Here is a 15,679-nt window from a genome sequence, read left to right as displayed (position 1 = left end):
AGCTGCGACGAGTGCCGATGGGCTATGCCGGTCGCCATCCCCTGGCTCATCGGAAAACCCTGACGCATGGCCGGGTTTCCCGATGACTGCCCGGTGCGCTGCTTTTACAGCGTTTTCATGAGGGCCACGAGTTGATCCAGGGTCGCGCCCCAGCCCTGGTGGAAGCCCATGTCTTCGTGCTGCCTGGCTGAAGTTTCGTCGCCATGGACGGCGACCACTTTGTACTTCGTCTGGCTGCCCTGGGCTTCGAGGGTGATGATGGCGGTGAAATAGAGCTCATCGCACGAGCCCTCGCTGGAGGTTTTGATGACGGGCCGGAAGCCGGGCCCGAGCGCGGAGGTCCAGACGAGCTTTTCGTTCGGCACGATTTCCAGGTAGCAGCCGGTGTGGGGTGTTTCCTGGCCTTCGGGCGAGCGCATGACGGTGCGGAAGATGCCGCCGGGGCGCAGGTCGATCTCGCAATCGACCGTGCTCCAGGGCGCGGGGGTGAACCACTTGAGGATGTGTTCCGGTTTCGTCCAGGCGGCCCAGACGAGTTCCCGGGGCACATCGACCACGCGTTCCAGGACGAGGTCCAGTTTGGGGTTTATTTGAGGGGCTATCGAGGTCACGAGTTCTGCTCCTTGAGATCGGAAAGGTAAGAATCCAATTGATCGAGACGGCGGCTCCAGAGGGAGCGCTGTTGTTCGAGCCAGTTTTCCGCCACTTGCAGCGGCTGTGGCGTGAGCTGGTAGGTCCGGACGCGGCCGGCCTTCCGGGATTTCACGAGGCCGCACTCTTCCAGGACGTCGAGATGCTGGAGGAAAGAGGGCAGCGACATGTTGAACGGGTTCGCCAACTCAGTGACGGGCGCGGGCCCGGTGCTGAGCCGTTTGAGGACGGCGCGCCGGGTGGGGTCGGCCAGACCGTGGAAGACGCGGTCGAGTTGGGAGACCTGTTGGTTAGGCACTTGCCTAACTATACTTGAAGGTATTGGTTAGGTCAATGCCTAAGTGTTGTTAGGGGGGATGGGCGTGGGAGGTATCCGGCGTGGCGGTTCGCACCTCCCACGGCTATGGAGTGTCAGCCATGACCCCGAGGGGCCATTTGCTCGTGACTATTTGCGGGGGGCGCAGCGCTGGGCCTGCGTCAGGTAGCTGCTGTGGCCGGCGTAGGAGACTTCCAGCTCGGCGCAGTAATCGCCTATGGATGCCTGGATGCGGCGTTTCGCGGCCTTTGCCGGGGGCTTCGCTGATTTGCGGAATGCCTCAGAAAGTACGCGGCCGTCCATGGGTTGGGGTTGCGCTACGCCCTGGAGCGCTAGCACCGTCGGTGCTATGTCCTGATTGCCTGCTGGCAGTTCCACTACCTTGCCTTGCGCGAAATCAGGACCTACGGCCAGCAGGGTGGAGTGGGTGACATAGGGATTCAGGCCGCCATGGCCGTGATGCGGCGGCTGTCCTGGCTTGCCCGGAATCCACTGTGTGCCTGGGACACCGAAGGGGTTCGGGTCGGCGCTCCAGCGATGAGTGACGATGACGTCGGGCCCGCGCGCGGGGCTACACTGGGCGGCCAGGTCCAAGGCAAAAGTGCCCGGCAGGAAGCCTTTCACCGCTCCGGGGGCGCAGCGAAAGGCGCCACCAGCCGGACGTTTCGCCGGAACGAAGATTGCATTCGTGGTGGCTGTGGCCTGGAACTTTTTGACCAGACTGGCGATCTTCTGCGCGTCGTGATTCTTCACATAGAACAGGGTGGAGCCGCCCTCATTGTCGGTTACGATGTCGGCCGCGAAGCCTGAGTCGCGAAGGGGCGCCAGCAGGTCGGCCCGCGGCTCGTAGTCGAAGCCGTGATCGCAGGTGACGAGGATGTCCGTTTTGTCTTCCAGATTCAATTGGCGCAGGCGTTGCAGGAGTAAGCCGATTTGGCCGTCGATGAGCCGCAAGGCCGCCAGGCCCTGTGGAGAGCCTACTCCGTGGCTGTGCTGCGCGCTGTCGGACCGCCCCATCCAATCCACGATGACCTGTGGATGCAACGTTCCCAGCACGTACTCCCGCAGGACGCGTTCGATCCACAGCAGTGCCTGGTCGCCATCCTCGCCGCCCTTCACGGCTCCAAATTTGTCCAGGAGCGCCGTGTTCAGGGAATCTGGAAACGCGACGCGCCTGCCGTCCTCGAAGCCGCCGTTGATGAGCTGTCCGTTGCCGTAGGGCGCAGTGGGGTTCAGGAGCAGTGCGTTGCCGGTGGACCCGGAGCTGACGGCCACATAGTTCATCGACGCGGCCTGCAAGTACTCATGCAGGGACTTGGGCCCGACGACGCGGCCGCCATTGGCCTCGCCCCAGTGGAGCAGATTGCGATAGTCGCCATTGCTGAGGACGGTGGGGGCGATCGACGGAAGGTACAGCGAGTTGCTGGCGATGCCATGGCGGGCCGGCAGCATGCCGGTGGAGATGCTGGTGGTGTTCACACGGGTGACGGTGGGGAAGACCGAATGGGCCTGCGTGTACCAGACGCCGGCCGACTTCAAACGGTCGAGATTGGGCATCACGGCCGGGGTGATGGAGTCGGGCCGAAGCCCATCGATGACCAGCACGATGACGAGCTCCGGACGCTGCCTTTCGGCGGCCAGGAGGGAGAGGCTACCCAGGAGAGCCAGGATTGCGGTTTTCATGACAGTTGGCTTCGAAGCATCATTTTCCCAGAAAGGGGGCGTCCGTGAGAGAGGCGGCGGCGCGGCTGGGCAGACGCCTGGGAGGTACCCTCCTGAGGTAGGCGCGAGGCCCGCTGAAGGGGTAGCCGCGAGCTACAACATCTCGGGATGGATTTCCTTTCGCGATATCGCACACTTCTATCCAGGTTGCTGATTGCGGCTGCGGCAGGTCGCGGCGGCAGTGAGCACCGGCAGGGTACAGGAGATCCGACATGAAGCGCAAACGTCTTCGATTCAGCCTCTTCCTTGGGGTACTGTTGACTTTACTCGTAGCACTCGGCCTGGCCGCCGAGGACAAGTATGACGTGAAAGTGCCTGGGGGACTCGCGTTCGCGGAGTTCAAGGGGTATGAAGGATGGCCGGCGATCTCAATCAGCCGGAACGAGAAGGTGGTGGCGGTGATTCTTGGCAATTCGACTATGATCGACGCTTACAAAGGGGGATTCCCGGCCAATGGGAAGGCCGTGCCGGATGGGGCGAAGATGGCCAAGATCCATTGGGCTCCGAAGAAGAACGAGTTCTTCCCGGATGCGACAGTGCCGGGCCAGCTGGTGAACGTGGATTTCATGGTGAAGGACAGCAAGCGGTTCGCGGACAGCGGCGGATGGGGTTATGCGGTGTTCGATTACGACGCCGCCTCCGGGACATTCAAGCCGGGCACCAAGGCGGGTAAGCCGCCGCAGGGTAATGACGCCAAGTGTGGATTCACCTGCCACACGAGCGCCAAGGCGAAGGACTATGTATTCACGGAATACGGGGCGAGGTGAAGCCGCCTGAGAAGTGATGGATCGAAGGTAGAGCGCATTTGTGCACAGGTCCGGCGGCCGCCGACACAGGAATGCCTGATCGGACGTCCGCCGGCGTGGGTATACCGTATCCGCGGCTGTCGGGCGTTACCGGACGCTGGTTCAACCCTCGCCGGCCAGGTGTTCGATTCCGCCGGCGGAATAGTAGCGCGCCACCAAGGGGTGTCTTGGTTCGAGAATCTTCCAGGCGCCGGATTTGCTTTCCGAGCTGGGGCAGTAGACGGCGAGGAAGGCCTGGCCGCGCTTGGCCGCCGCCAGATCCCTGTCGGCATAGGCGGCTTCGGTTCCGAACGCGCGCGAGAGTTCGGTCATGAGCATGCCCCACAGGCCATCCTTCTGCAGGTGCTCCTTCGCGAATCGGACGACTTCCTCGCCGGAGGCGGCGACCACGTCCTGTTCGACATAGCCGGCAAGATGGAGTTCGGCTTTCGCGGCCGTCGCATCGGCCATACCCGGGAAGATCGCCAACAGATGGTATTGCGGGCTGAAGACGCCGAATTCCGTATCTGAGTCCCGGAAGAAACTTGCGAGCTTGCTCATTCGAAATCCACCTTTCCTACCAACGGCCGGGACATCGTCCCGCGTTTTGGGGAAATGCTACCCGGGCCAGAGTTCCTGCAGGGTTCGTAGCAAGTTGACATCCAGATGCGCAGCGAACTGCGCCGGCGACTGTCTAGACTCGCAGGATTGAGCCTGATTGAGGATTTCGCCGAAGAGCGGGAGAAGGATGATCGTGCTGTCGGGCAAAGAGGGTTGGTAAGGATTACCGGGTTGGGCGGGATGATGCCGTGGAGTATAGTGTGGCTGGGGGAACGATCACTACCGCGGATGGATGTGGGCAGTATGCAAGGAAACAGACACAGCGGCGGAGGCAGCCGGCGAGATTTCATGATTGCAGCCGGGACGATGGCGGCGGGCGCTGTTTGCGAGATGGGCGGGTTGCAGGCGGCGGAGCCTGTGTCGCCACCGATTGGCATCCTGCTCGCCACCACGTTTACGACGGGCACATTGGAAGAACGCCTGGATGCGGCCAAGGCTAGCGGGCTGGCGTGTGTGCAGATGAGCATGGTCTGTGCCGGCCTGACGGAGATGCCCGATCAGATACCGGCGGAACTGCCAGGACGGATCCGGCGGGCAGCGTCGGCGCGCGGGCTGGGCGTGGCGAGCTTGACCGGAACTTTCAACATGTGTCACCCGGATGCGGAACAGCGGCGGGTGGGGTTGCGGAGGCTACGGATCCTGGCGGAAGCGTGCGCGGAGATGGGCACGACGGCTATTCATGTGTGCACGGGCACACGGAATCCGGCGAGCATGTGGCGGATTCATCCGGACAACGGGTCGGCCGAAGCGTGGCAGGATATGGCGGCTTGTGTGCGTGAAGCCACGGAGATTGCGCGGCAGGCGAAGGTGGTGTTGGCCTTCGAGCCGGAGATGAGCAACGTGGTCGATTCCGCGCGGAAGGCGCGGCGGTTGCTGGACGAGATTGGGTCCCCACATTTGAAGGTGACGATTGATCCGGCGAACCTGTTTCACGCAGGGGAACTGCCTCGGATGAAGGAGATCCTGGACGAGGCATTTGCGCTGCTGGGTAAGGACATGGTGCTGGCGCACGCGAAGGATCTCGACCGTGACGGGGAGGCGGGTCACAAGCCAGCGGGGCAGGGGGTGCTCGACTATGACCGGTACCTGGCACTGCTGCGCAAGTATGAGTACAAAGGGCCGCTGCTGCTGCACGGATTGAGTGTTGCGCAGGTGCCTGGCTGCCTGGCGTTTGTGCGGTCGAAGATGGCTTCTTCGCTGCATACGGCACTCTAGCCGGGGAGCAGGCGTTGGTTCGCAGCAACCGGGCGAAGCCGAGGACTCAGTTCGCCCGGTGCGTCCTTTTCACAGTTGTGTCAATTGATCAGATCCACTGAGTGTGGATCGATCACTTGCTTTGACAACTCCACGTACTTCTCAAGCGGGCAGTCGAAGGTGGCATTGCGAATGCTGCAGCCCGGGATAAAGACTGGGGCGATGGCCGGCGGCGTATCGAGCGTCAGGACTGTGAGGTTGCGCAGTTGATCCATGGTCTGTGTGATGTAGAGCGCCCGAACGATGTATTCACCGGTGCGTTGCAGTTGGCGGAGCTCGAAGACCAAGGCTCCGCCGGGCGCGCATACGTCGGGCTGGTAACCGGGCACAAGCCAGTCGAGGTGCAGCAGGCCGGCGAGTCCGGTGACGTTGGTATTCGAAGCCACCAGGACGACCACTTTCGTGGAGGGCGTCCCCAGAGCGCCGGGCATGGTGCTGCCGGTGGCCGCCTGCAGCAGCGAGCGCACGACATGCGATGCCACGTTGGAGCTCTGCACCCTGGCCAGATAGGGTGTGCGGAATTCGAGATCGAGGAGCTGGTTGTACAGACGGAAGACCTGGAGGAGGTCTCCGGAGGACATCCGGCCCCAGCCGACCTGAGCAGCGGGCAAGCCATCGGCGTACTGCATGAGAAGAGGGTCGATGGCGTAGCTCACAGCGGTGAGCCCGCCCAGATCGACCGGCAGAGCCGGGGTGCCCGCCGCAACGGTGATGGGCAGGGCGGTGACGTCCGTCTTGCCCGCGGGCGTCAGCGGGACCGGCACCTGGTTGACAGGGTAGTTGAACAAGAGCGAGCGAGTGAGAGCGAGTTCGGGCGCATAGGCAGTGGCCAAGGCTTGGGGATTGTCTCCGAGACGTCCGTTCACGGCTGCGACCGCCTTGCGGTAATCGAGGGTGGCGACGCCCGCGTTCAGGGGGTTGAAGAGAGGATCGTTGGCCGGTGCGGTGTAGGAGTTGATGTTCACGGTGGCCGCCGGGAGCATGCCGGCCGCGAAGGCCTGGGCAGTGCCCAGGATGAGCGGTGTTCCGTTGGCGCGGAGATATACGAATTGGGCGTCGGCCTGATCCTGGCCAGTCAGGAGGCCTTGCTGGAGGAGTCGCAGGCGGAAATAGGCGCCCAGGAGCGTTTCATTCCTGCTGCCGTTGGGAGTCAGAACGGCGAGGCCGGGTACGGCGAAGTCCGGGAAGGGCTGTGAGGAGTAGGTGTTGAGGATGGTGTTCGGCAGGACGGGTGTCCGGACACCGTGACGGCCAAAGATGATCACCTGCTTGAGTTGGGTATCGTCGACAGGCTGAGAGCGGGACTGCGCCATGGCGAGTCCGGAGGGGAACGCCAGCGCGAGGATCAGTCCGATGGCTGGAAGCGGGCAACGATGTATGGGGCGATTTGTGAGCTTGTGCATGGGGGGCTTTCCTGGTCGAGTTGGTTCACTGGCACGCCGGTGCATGGTCCAGGGCGAGTGACGGGATGGAGAAGGAACCTTCCTGGTCTCTTGTGCGAGACCTCATCGTTGTCTATCGACACATTGTTGGATTTGAAGACCTGTTTATCCTTAACAATCAATAAGCAATGTTAATGAACTCCTCGCCGGAGGCTGGCGGTGAGCCGCGGCGGAGGGAGGCTCAAGGGCTAGGCGGCTCATTGAGTGGCGCCGGTCTTCGCCGTTTCGGCCTATGAGTTTGGCACGCTATTCGGCGGGCCCGCGAATGATGCAGTTTTCGCCGTCGTGGGACGAGTTCGTGAGAACGCGGTCCCTTAATTGCAGGGAAACTGTGGTGAATACCAAATTCTCCGCGCTCCGATTCTGGAGCCTTTTCTTCACGGTCCTGGCCTTGGCAACGGGGTTTGCGCATCTGCTGGCCCTGCCGAACAAGATCAATTTCAGCGGCGGCGAATATCTGGCGGCCCAACAGTCCTACCGGGGGTGGGCCTGGCTGGGTGTGGTGATCCTGCTGGCGATCGCCTTCGACACCGGCCTGGCGATTTCGGTCAGGAACAGGCGGCCGGACGCCGTGTTGGCGGGCCTCGCGCTGGGTGCGATGATCGGGACACAGGTCATCTTCTGGGCCTTCACGTTTCCGGTCAACGTGGCCACCCAGAACTGGACCGTGCAGCCGGCTGGTTGGGAGGCATTGCGAGCGCGTTGGGAGTATTCTCACGCGGCTAGCGCTGTGCTGGAGTTGATCGCGGTTGTCGCGCTGCTGTTTTTGAATTGCCGGGTTACCGAAGCGGGCACGAATGGGACCGGGACACGGCCTCGCTGGCTGGAGGTTTGAGCTTTCGTTGGGTTATCCGCTCTCTTACGATCGCGGCTCCGTTTGTGGTGGCGGCTATTCGGCGTAGTAGCCCTGGCGGGCTCGGACCTGGAGGCCTTTTGCGCCTTTGACTTCGACATTGATTTTGCGCCAACCGCGGTGTTCGCCGGAGGAGGGTTGGAAGGCCACCATGTAGCCGTGGGCGAGGTCCTGTGAAATCTTCTGGAAAACCTCGGCGATTTCTGCCGGTTTATGAATGAGGAACGGCACTCCGCCCGTGGATTGGGCAATATTGTTGAGTTCGCTGACCAGTTCGGGGTGGAAGATTGCGTTGCCTTGGGCAATGGTGAAAATGGGCACGCCGCGCTGTTTGGCTTTCTCGATGGCCAACCGGGCGGACAACATGCTGGCGTTGTCGGCGCCGTCGGAAAAAACGATGATGGCCTTCTTGCCGGCGCGCGCCGCCAGATCGTGATTGACGCGGATGAGGGCTTCGTAGAGCGCAGTGATTCCGCAGGCATGCAGTTTGAGGATGGCGCGCTTGGCGGCTTGCTTGTCCTCAGAGAATGGCACCTGCGCGGTAACCGTGTCGTCGAAGGTGTAGACGGCGGCCGAATCCACGGGACGCAGGTCGTCGAGGAGTTGGAGGGCCGCGCTTTTGAGCTTGGGCAGGGTAGACATCATGCTGCCGGAGGTATCGAAGACGAGGGCCACGGACACGCCGGCCATGCGGCTCTCGAAGGCGAAGACGGGCTTGGCGTCGCCCTCTTCCAGAATGGTGAACTGCCCGGAGTTGAGATCGTCGGCATAGCGGCCATGGCTGTCGGTGACGGTGGCGTACGCCTCGACCACGCGTCCGCGCGCCTGAAAGACCAGCTCGGCGTCAGCCGTGGGGGCCGTGCCTGAGCTCGCTGAGACTGCTTGGCGTGGACCGGATTCGGAGGGAGGAGCCGCGGGGGTTATCGCAGTTTCCAGGATAGGGGCGCCGGCCGCCCTGGCGCGCAGGGGTTGAGCCGCTTCCTCGAAGGAGGCGAACCCACCCTGGAAGTAACTGCCAGTGGGTGCGCTGGAGACATTGAGCGACGACGGCGGGAACAGGCGCGGCGCGTTGCCGCCGGTGATGAAGCGGTGTTTGCGCAGGAGTTGCTGGTCTTCGGCTGTGAGGAGGTAGCCGGGGTCGAGCATGGTTGCGTAGACCGCGCCGCTCAAGGCAAGCAGGGTGGCACTGGAGCCGGGTTCCGGCGAGAGTGCAGTGAAATGGGGCACGTCCTGAAGAGTCCGGATTTCCTCGAAGGCTTCGCGGCGGCGGCCAGCCAGGTGGAGGAACCGGACGGTGAGGGCTTCGTCGAGGTCCGAGGCACCACCGAGCAGGGAGCGCAGGGCGGCCAGGGCGGCGGCTGAGTGATTAGCCGGGCGCAGGGCTTCGCAGAGCTGTTGGAAGGCCTGGCTCGCCTGGCTGGCGGTGAGTGAGCCGGCTTTGGTGCCCAGGACGAGGAGTTGGATGAGAGAATGCCACTCGCCGAGGAGCAGATTGCGAGCGGGCTCCGGCGCTTTGGCCGCCTCTGCCGCAAACTCTTCCAACGCGCGGAAGGCGGGTTCGTCCAAAGCGGGCAGTTTTTCGAAGTAGCCGAAGAGGTGGCGCCACTCGGCGTAGTTGCGGGCGAGCAACTGGGCGGCGGGGCCGCTGAGGGGCACAGCACGCTTCTGGTCGAGGAGCGATATGGCCGCGAGGGCCTGGAGCGGGGCGCGCAGGAGCAGAATCTCGTCGTCTGTTTCAGTGTCCTTGCCCCAGGCGGCACGCCCGCCGGGGAACAGAATCCGACCGGAGGCGTCGAGCGGCAACGATTGCAGGATTTTCTCGTGAAAGCTTGCGGTGGCCAGAACGGAGCCGGGTACGGGGGCTGAATCGCGGTACCACTTGTAGAAGGCCTCGGCGCGCTCGGGCGTCTGGGTGAAGAACTGCTGATGCCGTTCGTCGGAGTGGGCGAGATCGTGATAGAAGGCCAGCAGGCGGCCCTGGTCTTTCTCGAAGAGGCCGCGCAGGAACGGCGCGATGGCCTGTGGTTTTGCGCCGGCGAGCTTGGCCCACAATGCATCGGCCTTGACGCCGCCGGGCACGACGACGCGATGGCCGCTGATCTCGAGCGAATCAGCGAAGGCGGCGGTGATGGCGGAGTACTTTACGATCAGGTTCGCGAGTCCGATCGACGACACCAGGGCGGCGGCCGACTCTCCGTCCATGCTGCCGAGTCCGGCGTAGACTCGGGCGAAGCGACGATCGCGGAGGAAGATCTCGACGGGCCCGCCGCTGAACTGCGGGACACCCTTGAGAAGAAGGCTCCAGGCGGCGCCACCTACGAGCCGGGCGGTCTCCCTGGGGATCTCGAAGGTAAAGTCGCGGCCGTGGAGAAGCGCGTTGCGCAGGTCCAACTCGTCGACGCCCAGGCCGGCCAGGGCGCGCTGACGCAACGCACCGTCATTGTGGACTCCGTCTTCGAGGGAGTAGCCTGCTTCGGCTGGGATCAACTTCCAACCGAGTTCGCCCAGAATCGCACGGGTGCGGCGCAGTTCGGCGTCGCCGGTGGTGGAGAGGCGGAGGAGGTTACCGTGTTCGCTGCGTTCGCCCAGGCTCTCGAGCGCGGCCACCGTCGAAATGTAACTGCCAATCGTCGCCTGATCTTCCAGCGTGCGGTTGGGCAGATCAGGAGGGCTGATGGTGATGGCGCGGCAGTAGTCGAGGAAGAAGTCGTGGGGGGTGGGCGTGCCAGGCAGTTGGGCGATGGTGGAGAAGGCTTTGATGCCGCCCGGCACGAGGGCTTCGCCGGTGGCGGCGAGGTTCAGATCGAGGCTGCTGAGTTCCTCGGAGAGGTCGACGGGGGGTTCCTTGCCGAGGTTCTCGATGCGTTGGGTGACGGCGGCGGCTTCCTTGGCGCGGGGGTTCTCGGCGAGGTAGCGCCGGAGATTCTGGGCGGCGGCGTCATAGTCGCCTTTGGCCTCGAGGATGATGCCCCGGATGTAATCGGAACGTTTGAACTCATGCAGGCGATCGAGGCGGATGGCGTCGCCGATTCGGGCGAGGGCCTGGTCGTAATTGCGGAGCTGGTAGTGGGCCGTGGCGCTGTAGAGGTAGGCTTCGACGAAGACGTGTTTGGTGTCGACTGTAAAGAGTTTGTCGCAGGTAGCGGCGACAGCGGGCCAGTCCTTGAGGCTGGCCTGGGCCTGGACGAGCATTTGATAGGGAGCGATGGGTTTTGGATCGAGCTCCACGGCCTGATCGAGGGCGCGGCGGGCCTCGTCGAGTTTCCCCTGGCGGGAGTAGACTCCTCCGAGCGCGGCCCAGGCGGGCGCAAACTTGGGCGCAGCCTGGACGGTGGTACGCAGTGGGGTTTCTGAGCCATCCCAATCATTGGAAGTGAGGCGCTTGACGGCCAGTTCCCAACTGCGGGAGGCGGCTCGCGGCAGGGTGGGATTCGCTTTGACGACGAGGGTCGCACTCTGGGATTTCGGCGTCAGGATGAGATCGGGGAGGCGCGGATTGAGTGTGATGCGGCGGTCCGTGAGGTCGATGCGAGAGGAGATGACGCCGGGGTGGGAGGCTTCCAGGCTGCAGGGCAAGCCGGCATAGCCACTCGTGCCGGAATAGACCTGGCCCATCTCGTTTACGAACAGGCGCAAGACGAATTCGCCCGTTTTGCGGGAGGTGACGCCCTCGCGGACAGGCTGCTGCATCCCATAGCAGACGCGCTGTACCGTCACCATATATCCCGGTACAGAGCCATCCTCCATGACCACTTTGCCGCGCAAAAAGACATCGTGCTGAGCGATGGCCGGGAGGGTGAAGGCGAGGCCTACCAGAACCGGGATGAGGAGGCTGTGGACTCGAGATGGCACGTTGTTAGTACAACAGCGTACCGCAACGGGGGTGGACCTGCTGTTGGGGTGCGGGTGAGATTGGCAGCCCACGAGGGGGAATGATGCCGGTCCGCGGACGGGGCGGACCGGCGGGTTGGGGGTCAGCCGGCGGGACTCCGGAAGACTCGGATTGGGTTGCCCCGCTCGATGTTCTGGTGCGCCTGCCAGCGTTGTTGGGTGGCACGGCTGAGGCGCTCCGCTTGCAGGGCGGAGAGCTTCGCGGAGAGCCGGGCCAAGGCCAGTTGGCGGTTGCGGTGTTGAGAGCGTTCGTTGGCGGAGACGGCCTGCAAGCCAGTCGGAAGATGGGTGACGCGGACGGCGGATTCCGTCCGGTTCACGTGTTGTCCACCGGGGCCGCTCGCGCGCATGGTTTCCCAGCGAACGTCTTTGGGATCCAGGGTCGACTCCTCGACCGAGGGGAGTGCTTCAATGGCCACGAACCAGTTCCTGCGCTTGTGGGCCGGGCGGAAGGGGCTTTTGGCGATCCACTGAATGGTGCCGCACCAGGCGGAAGTGAAGGCGTCGATGCCCTCGCCGGTGAGCGCGACGAGGGCGGAGGAGGCGGTCCCCGGTTGGGGGCCCGCTTCCAGTTCGACGAGGTTCCATTGGAGGCCGGCGGCTTGTGCCTCGGCCTGCATGGTTTCCAGGGTTTTGACAACGGCCCAGGCACATTCCGCCGGTCCTTGGCCGGCGCTGACCTGGAGCCAGACGTGAGATGGATTGTGGGTCATCGGCGCACCTTGTAGGTGATCACCGGACGGAGGATGGCCAGCACCTCGGCCAGCCCGGCGTCGACCAGATCCTGGATGACCACGTTGATGTTCTTATACGCCTGAGGCGCTTCTTCGTAGAGCAGCTCCTTGTCTTCGCAGATCACCTGACTGCCGAGTTCCGTGCGGGTGAGATCCTTGGCGGTGAAGCGTTTCTCGAGCCGGCCCCGGCTGTCGGAGCGGGACCATTTGCGGCCGGCTCCGTGGGCCAAAGAGTAGCCGCTCGCCGCGCTGGGATGGAGCGGCCGGACGAGATAGGTGAACGCTCCGCGCGAGCCCGGGATGATGACCGGGCCTTGCGTGGACGGCGCGGCGCCTTTGCGGTGGAGCCAACCGGAGGTGCCGGCGAGATCCACGCGCTGCACCCAGTTATGGCTGAGGTCGAGCAGGCGGGTTCCTTCGGTGCGGAGGCACTCCAGGATCCGCGTGGCGATGACCTCGCGGTTGGCCGAGGCCCAATGCCTTGCCTGATCGTGGCGAGCGAGGTAGTTCGCGGCCTCGGGGGTGCCTTCGGGCAGCCCGGCGAAGCCGTGCTGGTCGACGTGCTCGCGCAGGATCGCTTCGCCCAGGCCGCGCGAGCCGCTGTGCACGCACAGGTAGAGCGCACCCGGTTGCAGCCCGAGCTCCTCGCAGGCGGCCGGATGGACGAGGCTCTCGAGCTGCTGGAGTTCGGCGAAGTGGTTGCCTCCGCCGATGGTGCCGAGGGAGTGATCCTGCGGGCCGGGTGCGATGCCGCGGGTGGCGAGGAACTGCGGGATGCCGCCGTCCCAGGGCCGGTCGAGGTCGCGCAGGCGGTTCGCCCAGGTTTCGAGTTTTCGGTTGCGGGCGCTGAGAGCGGTCTGCCAGAGACCGATGCCGCACCCGATGTCGTTGCCTACCAAAGCCGGGTAGAGACATCCCTCGGCGAAAAAGGCGGCCCCGATGGGGCTCCCCTTGCCTGGATGCAAATCCGGCAGGCCCACTGCGAGCCGCATGCCCGGCAGCGTGGCCGTCTTTTCCAACTGTTGTACGGCTGCGCCTTCGATCCAATTGGATGGCGAGGCGACGAGCCGGACTTCACACGTTTCGTGAGTCAAGCAATCCCTTCCGTAAGATTCCGTTGTGAGTGGAGGGCGAGCGCGCTGGCCCTGCGGACAGCGCGCTCGCGGGTTAGTCCAGGAACGCGATCTGCCGCGCGTGGGCGGCGAAACGTTCCCGGTTCATGTAGACGCGATGCCATCCATCGAGATGGATGGTTCTGTGGTCGCGATGGCGGACATCCCCGCGGGCGAACACCTGGGCATCCCGCACCATCTGCCGCCAGTTCAAGCGCCAGGCGTCGGGGTCGGAGGCGATCAGCGTCTGGTATTCGACGGCATCGATCCCATTGGGATGAGCCGGGGAGACCATCACGGTGGTGCCGCCGCGCCTCATGAGCTCTTCGCAGAGGTGAGGCTTGCTGCCGGCGCCACGGCTGAGCGGTTCATGGCGAAAGTACAGGGCATCTGGAGGGACATCCCGTACCCGAACAAAGAACCACTCACCCTGCCGGGTGTAGCTGCGACCTTCCACCTCAGTGGGCAGAAGGCTAGCTATAGCGGAACGTACATCGCGAACACCATCACCGGGCACCGCGGCGGCGAACCAGTGACGTTCATCGCGGCCGAGCAGGAATTTGTACTTGGCGCGGCCGTCCCGGACCATCAAAACGAGGTGATGGATGCCGGGCCGGACGTCCAGGACTTCCGGGGTGATCCCGGCGTGACAGCGAATATCAAAGAACTCGCCGCTGCGATCCCTGCCCACGTCGATGCGAATCTTCTCTCCCTGACGCGCGTGAGGCTCTTGCAGTTTGAGCCGTGCGCCCATACGGGAGAAATGCCGACACAGAGAGTCTGTGACCGTCATAAGCTCCTCAATCAGTTTGTATGTGGGGTTGACGGGTCAGGCGCGGGCGAGACGGAAAGTAGACGAGCCATCAGGCACCGCGCCGGTTCCAAGGCGTGGGTATGCGGATAAATTCGAGTTGAATTGTCGCACGATGGCTCCTTTCCTGAAGCAGAGTACCACTTGGCGGTGGTGCTGTCAATGAGGTGGTGCGGGATTGCGAGGGATTTGATGGAATTTGCTTGGAGATTGGGTGTTATTGAAGAAGAGCCGACCTGGGGGTCGGCTGCGCACGGGGGCGTCCGCCTAGACAAGGATGGGACGCACGCAACCGTCCCAGTGGCATTTTGTTCGTGCTGAATGCCGACTATTTTGTATTTTGTGTGGGATTTGGCGAAGAATTGGGCGATCTGAGCCGTCCGATGAGATCAATTCGGGCGCGGCGGCCCGAGATCGTCCGGAGAGGGATGGATGACGGGAGCGGGGCTGCCGTTCTATGGGTGAGGAGCCTAAATCGCGGACCAACTGGGGAGCCCGGATGGGACGCATGGCCGGGTGTATCCGTACGGTGAGGTTTCCGCGGCGCCGTCGGTGGATCAAGACGAGACGTTCACGACGTACAAGCGGAATGTTTATACGGGTTTGGATTATGCTGAGAATCGGTACTACGCGTCGGCTTGGGGCAGGTTTACTACGGCGGATCCGTACCGGGCTAGTGGAGGGGCGGCGGACCCGCAGAGCTGGAACCGGTATGCGTATGTGGAGAATGATCCGGTGAACTTCAATGATCCGGTCGGGCTCCAGCGATGGATGATCACGTATCATTGGACCGCTTGTGCCTGGTACGGCATAAGCAATACCCTTGCCTGCAATCAGTTTGACACCTATTCGTTCTTTGGAGACGGCGACGGCGGCGGAGGAGTCGGAGGAGGCGGTGGCGGCCAACATGAGTGGGGAGGTGGCGGCGGAAGCAGCACAGTCGGAGTGGAGGGACCTCCCAGCAGCAAAGAGGAAACCCACGAGGAATGTGAGAAGCGGATACGGAAGGAACAGTCCGAAACGTTCGAAAAGTATGAAGTCGTGATTGACAAAGCCGTGCTTTCACTTTCAAAGACGCTCGCCATTGTGGTGGGAGTCGCCGGTGGTCTCGGAGGTGGCTTGAGTGGGGGGCTTTGGGGTGCTGTCGCGGGTGGTGCCGCCGGCGCAGTGGTTGGCTTCATTACGCCGTACGGCGGATGGGGCGAAATCGCCAAAGCATCTGCCTATGTGGCTCTCGAAGTGGAAGCCAGCAAGAAGATCGGAAAAGAGTGCCCAAAATAGCCGGCGATAACAATCGAAGGGGAGTTGATCATGCTTTGGAAACGGCCGCTGAAACGAATTCACATGCTCATTATGTTGGGCGCAATGATTGCATGTAATGTCATCAGCTTGCTGACTGGGATCCCAGAGCCGCCAGATCCCATAAGCCGTCGTGCCTTTTTTGTGTTTCAAGTGCTCGGGTCGGTGCAAGGTTGGGTGATTCTAGT

General features: G+C 63.2%; 13 protein-coding genes. 4 read left to right on the top strand and 9 right to left on the bottom strand.

Annotation, left to right across the window (positions count from 1 at the left end; all coding sequences use genetic code 11):
• Nucleotides 1-104: 104 nt before the first annotated feature.
• The 3 genes from ACR9Y2_RS17060 to ACR9Y2_RS17050 all read right to left on the bottom strand — a co-directional run bounded on the left by ACR9Y2_RS17060 (nucleotide 105) and on the right by ACR9Y2_RS17050 (nucleotide 2,650).
• On the bottom strand, nucleotides 105-650 hold the full coding sequence (locus tag ACR9Y2_RS17060; RefSeq protein ID WP_435044876.1) for an SRPBCC family protein: 546 nt from the start codon (nucleotides 648-650) through the stop codon (nucleotides 105-107).
• Complete coding sequence (locus ACR9Y2_RS17055) at nucleotides 608-949, bottom strand: ArsR/SmtB family transcription factor (RefSeq protein ID WP_435042665.1); 342 nt, start codon at nucleotides 947-949, stop codon at nucleotides 608-610. Before ACR9Y2_RS17055 ends, ACR9Y2_RS17060 begins: the two co-directional genes overlap by 43 nt.
• A gap of 147 nt (nucleotides 950-1,096) precedes the next feature.
• Nucleotides 1,097-2,650, bottom strand: a complete 1,554-nt coding sequence (locus ACR9Y2_RS17050) for an alkaline phosphatase family protein (RefSeq protein WP_435042663.1) — start codon at nucleotides 2,648-2,650, stop codon at nucleotides 1,097-1,099.
• Nucleotides 2,651-2,901: 251 nt separating this feature from the next.
• On the opposite strand from ACR9Y2_RS17050, the gene ACR9Y2_RS17045 reads away from it, so the two are divergent.
• Nucleotides 2,902-3,456, top strand: coding sequence for a cytochrome P460 family protein (locus tag ACR9Y2_RS17045; protein WP_435042662.1), 555 nt, complete (start codon nucleotides 2,902-2,904; stop codon nucleotides 3,454-3,456).
• 141 nt (nucleotides 3,457-3,597) lie between these two features.
• Here the strand turns inward: ACR9Y2_RS17045 and ACR9Y2_RS17040 are convergent, their stop codons facing one another.
• Complete coding sequence (locus ACR9Y2_RS17040) at nucleotides 3,598-4,035, bottom strand: hypothetical protein (protein ID WP_435042661.1); 438 nt, start codon at nucleotides 4,033-4,035, stop codon at nucleotides 3,598-3,600.
• A 303-nt stretch (nucleotides 4,036-4,338) separates the two neighbouring features.
• Between ACR9Y2_RS17040 and ACR9Y2_RS17035 the strand changes: the two genes are divergently transcribed.
• Complete coding sequence (locus tag ACR9Y2_RS17035; protein WP_435042660.1) at nucleotides 4,339-5,310, top strand: sugar phosphate isomerase/epimerase family protein; 972 nt, start codon at nucleotides 4,339-4,341, stop codon at nucleotides 5,308-5,310.
• Between the two features lie 80 nt (nucleotides 5,311-5,390).
• Here the strand turns inward: ACR9Y2_RS17035 and ACR9Y2_RS17030 are convergent, their stop codons facing one another.
• Complete coding sequence (locus ACR9Y2_RS17030; protein WP_435042658.1) at nucleotides 5,391-6,752, bottom strand: histidine-type phosphatase; 1,362 nt, start codon at nucleotides 6,750-6,752, stop codon at nucleotides 5,391-5,393.
• 373 nt (nucleotides 6,753-7,125) lie between these two features.
• On the opposite strand from ACR9Y2_RS17030, the gene ACR9Y2_RS17025 reads away from it, so the two are divergent.
• Entirely contained in the window at nucleotides 7,126-7,626 is a 501-nt protein-coding gene (locus ACR9Y2_RS17025; protein ID WP_435042657.1) for a DUF1772 domain-containing protein, read from the top strand.
• A gap of 54 nt (nucleotides 7,627-7,680) precedes the next feature.
• Here the strand turns inward: ACR9Y2_RS17025 and ACR9Y2_RS17020 are convergent, their stop codons facing one another.
• The 4 genes from ACR9Y2_RS17020 to ACR9Y2_RS17005 all read right to left on the bottom strand — a co-directional run bounded on the left by ACR9Y2_RS17020 (nucleotide 7,681) and on the right by ACR9Y2_RS17005 (nucleotide 14,072).
• The gene (locus ACR9Y2_RS17020; protein WP_435042656.1) at nucleotides 7,681-11,496 is read right to left on the bottom strand and encodes a VWA domain-containing protein; all 3,816 of its coding nucleotides are present in this window, start codon (nucleotides 11,494-11,496) and stop codon (nucleotides 7,681-7,683) included.
• Between the two features lie 122 nt (nucleotides 11,497-11,618).
• Nucleotides 11,619-12,248: a peptide chain release factor H gene (gene prfH / locus ACR9Y2_RS17015; protein ID WP_435042655.1), complete on the bottom strand. Its 630-nt coding sequence runs from the start codon at nucleotides 12,246-12,248 to the stop codon at nucleotides 11,619-11,621.
• Nucleotides 12,245-13,363 (bottom strand): RNA ligase RtcB family protein, encoded by a 1,119-nt coding sequence (locus tag ACR9Y2_RS17010; RefSeq protein WP_435042653.1) that lies wholly within the window; start codon nucleotides 13,361-13,363, stop codon nucleotides 12,245-12,247. The genes prfH and ACR9Y2_RS17010 overlap by 4 nt, the downstream gene beginning before the upstream one ends.
• Nucleotides 13,364-13,436: 73 nt before the next feature.
• Nucleotides 13,437-14,072: a hypothetical protein gene (locus ACR9Y2_RS17005; RefSeq protein WP_435042652.1), complete on the bottom strand. Its 636-nt coding sequence runs from the start codon at nucleotides 14,070-14,072 to the stop codon at nucleotides 13,437-13,439.
• Between the two features lie 636 nt (nucleotides 14,073-14,708).
• On the opposite strand from ACR9Y2_RS17005, the gene ACR9Y2_RS17000 reads away from it, so the two are divergent.
• Nucleotides 14,709-15,473, top strand: a complete 765-nt coding sequence (locus ACR9Y2_RS17000) for an RHS repeat-associated core domain-containing protein (RefSeq protein WP_435042651.1) — start codon at nucleotides 14,709-14,711, stop codon at nucleotides 15,471-15,473.
• The last annotated feature ends 206 nt before the right edge of the window (nucleotides 15,474-15,679 follow it).

Origin of the sequence: Paludibaculum fermentans (genome assembly GCF_051172195.1) — a bacterium.
Taxonomy (GTDB): domain Bacteria; phylum Acidobacteriota; class Terriglobia; order Bryobacterales; family Bryobacteraceae; genus Paludibaculum; species Paludibaculum fermentans_A.
This window is presented reverse-complemented; position numbering and strand designations above follow the sequence as displayed.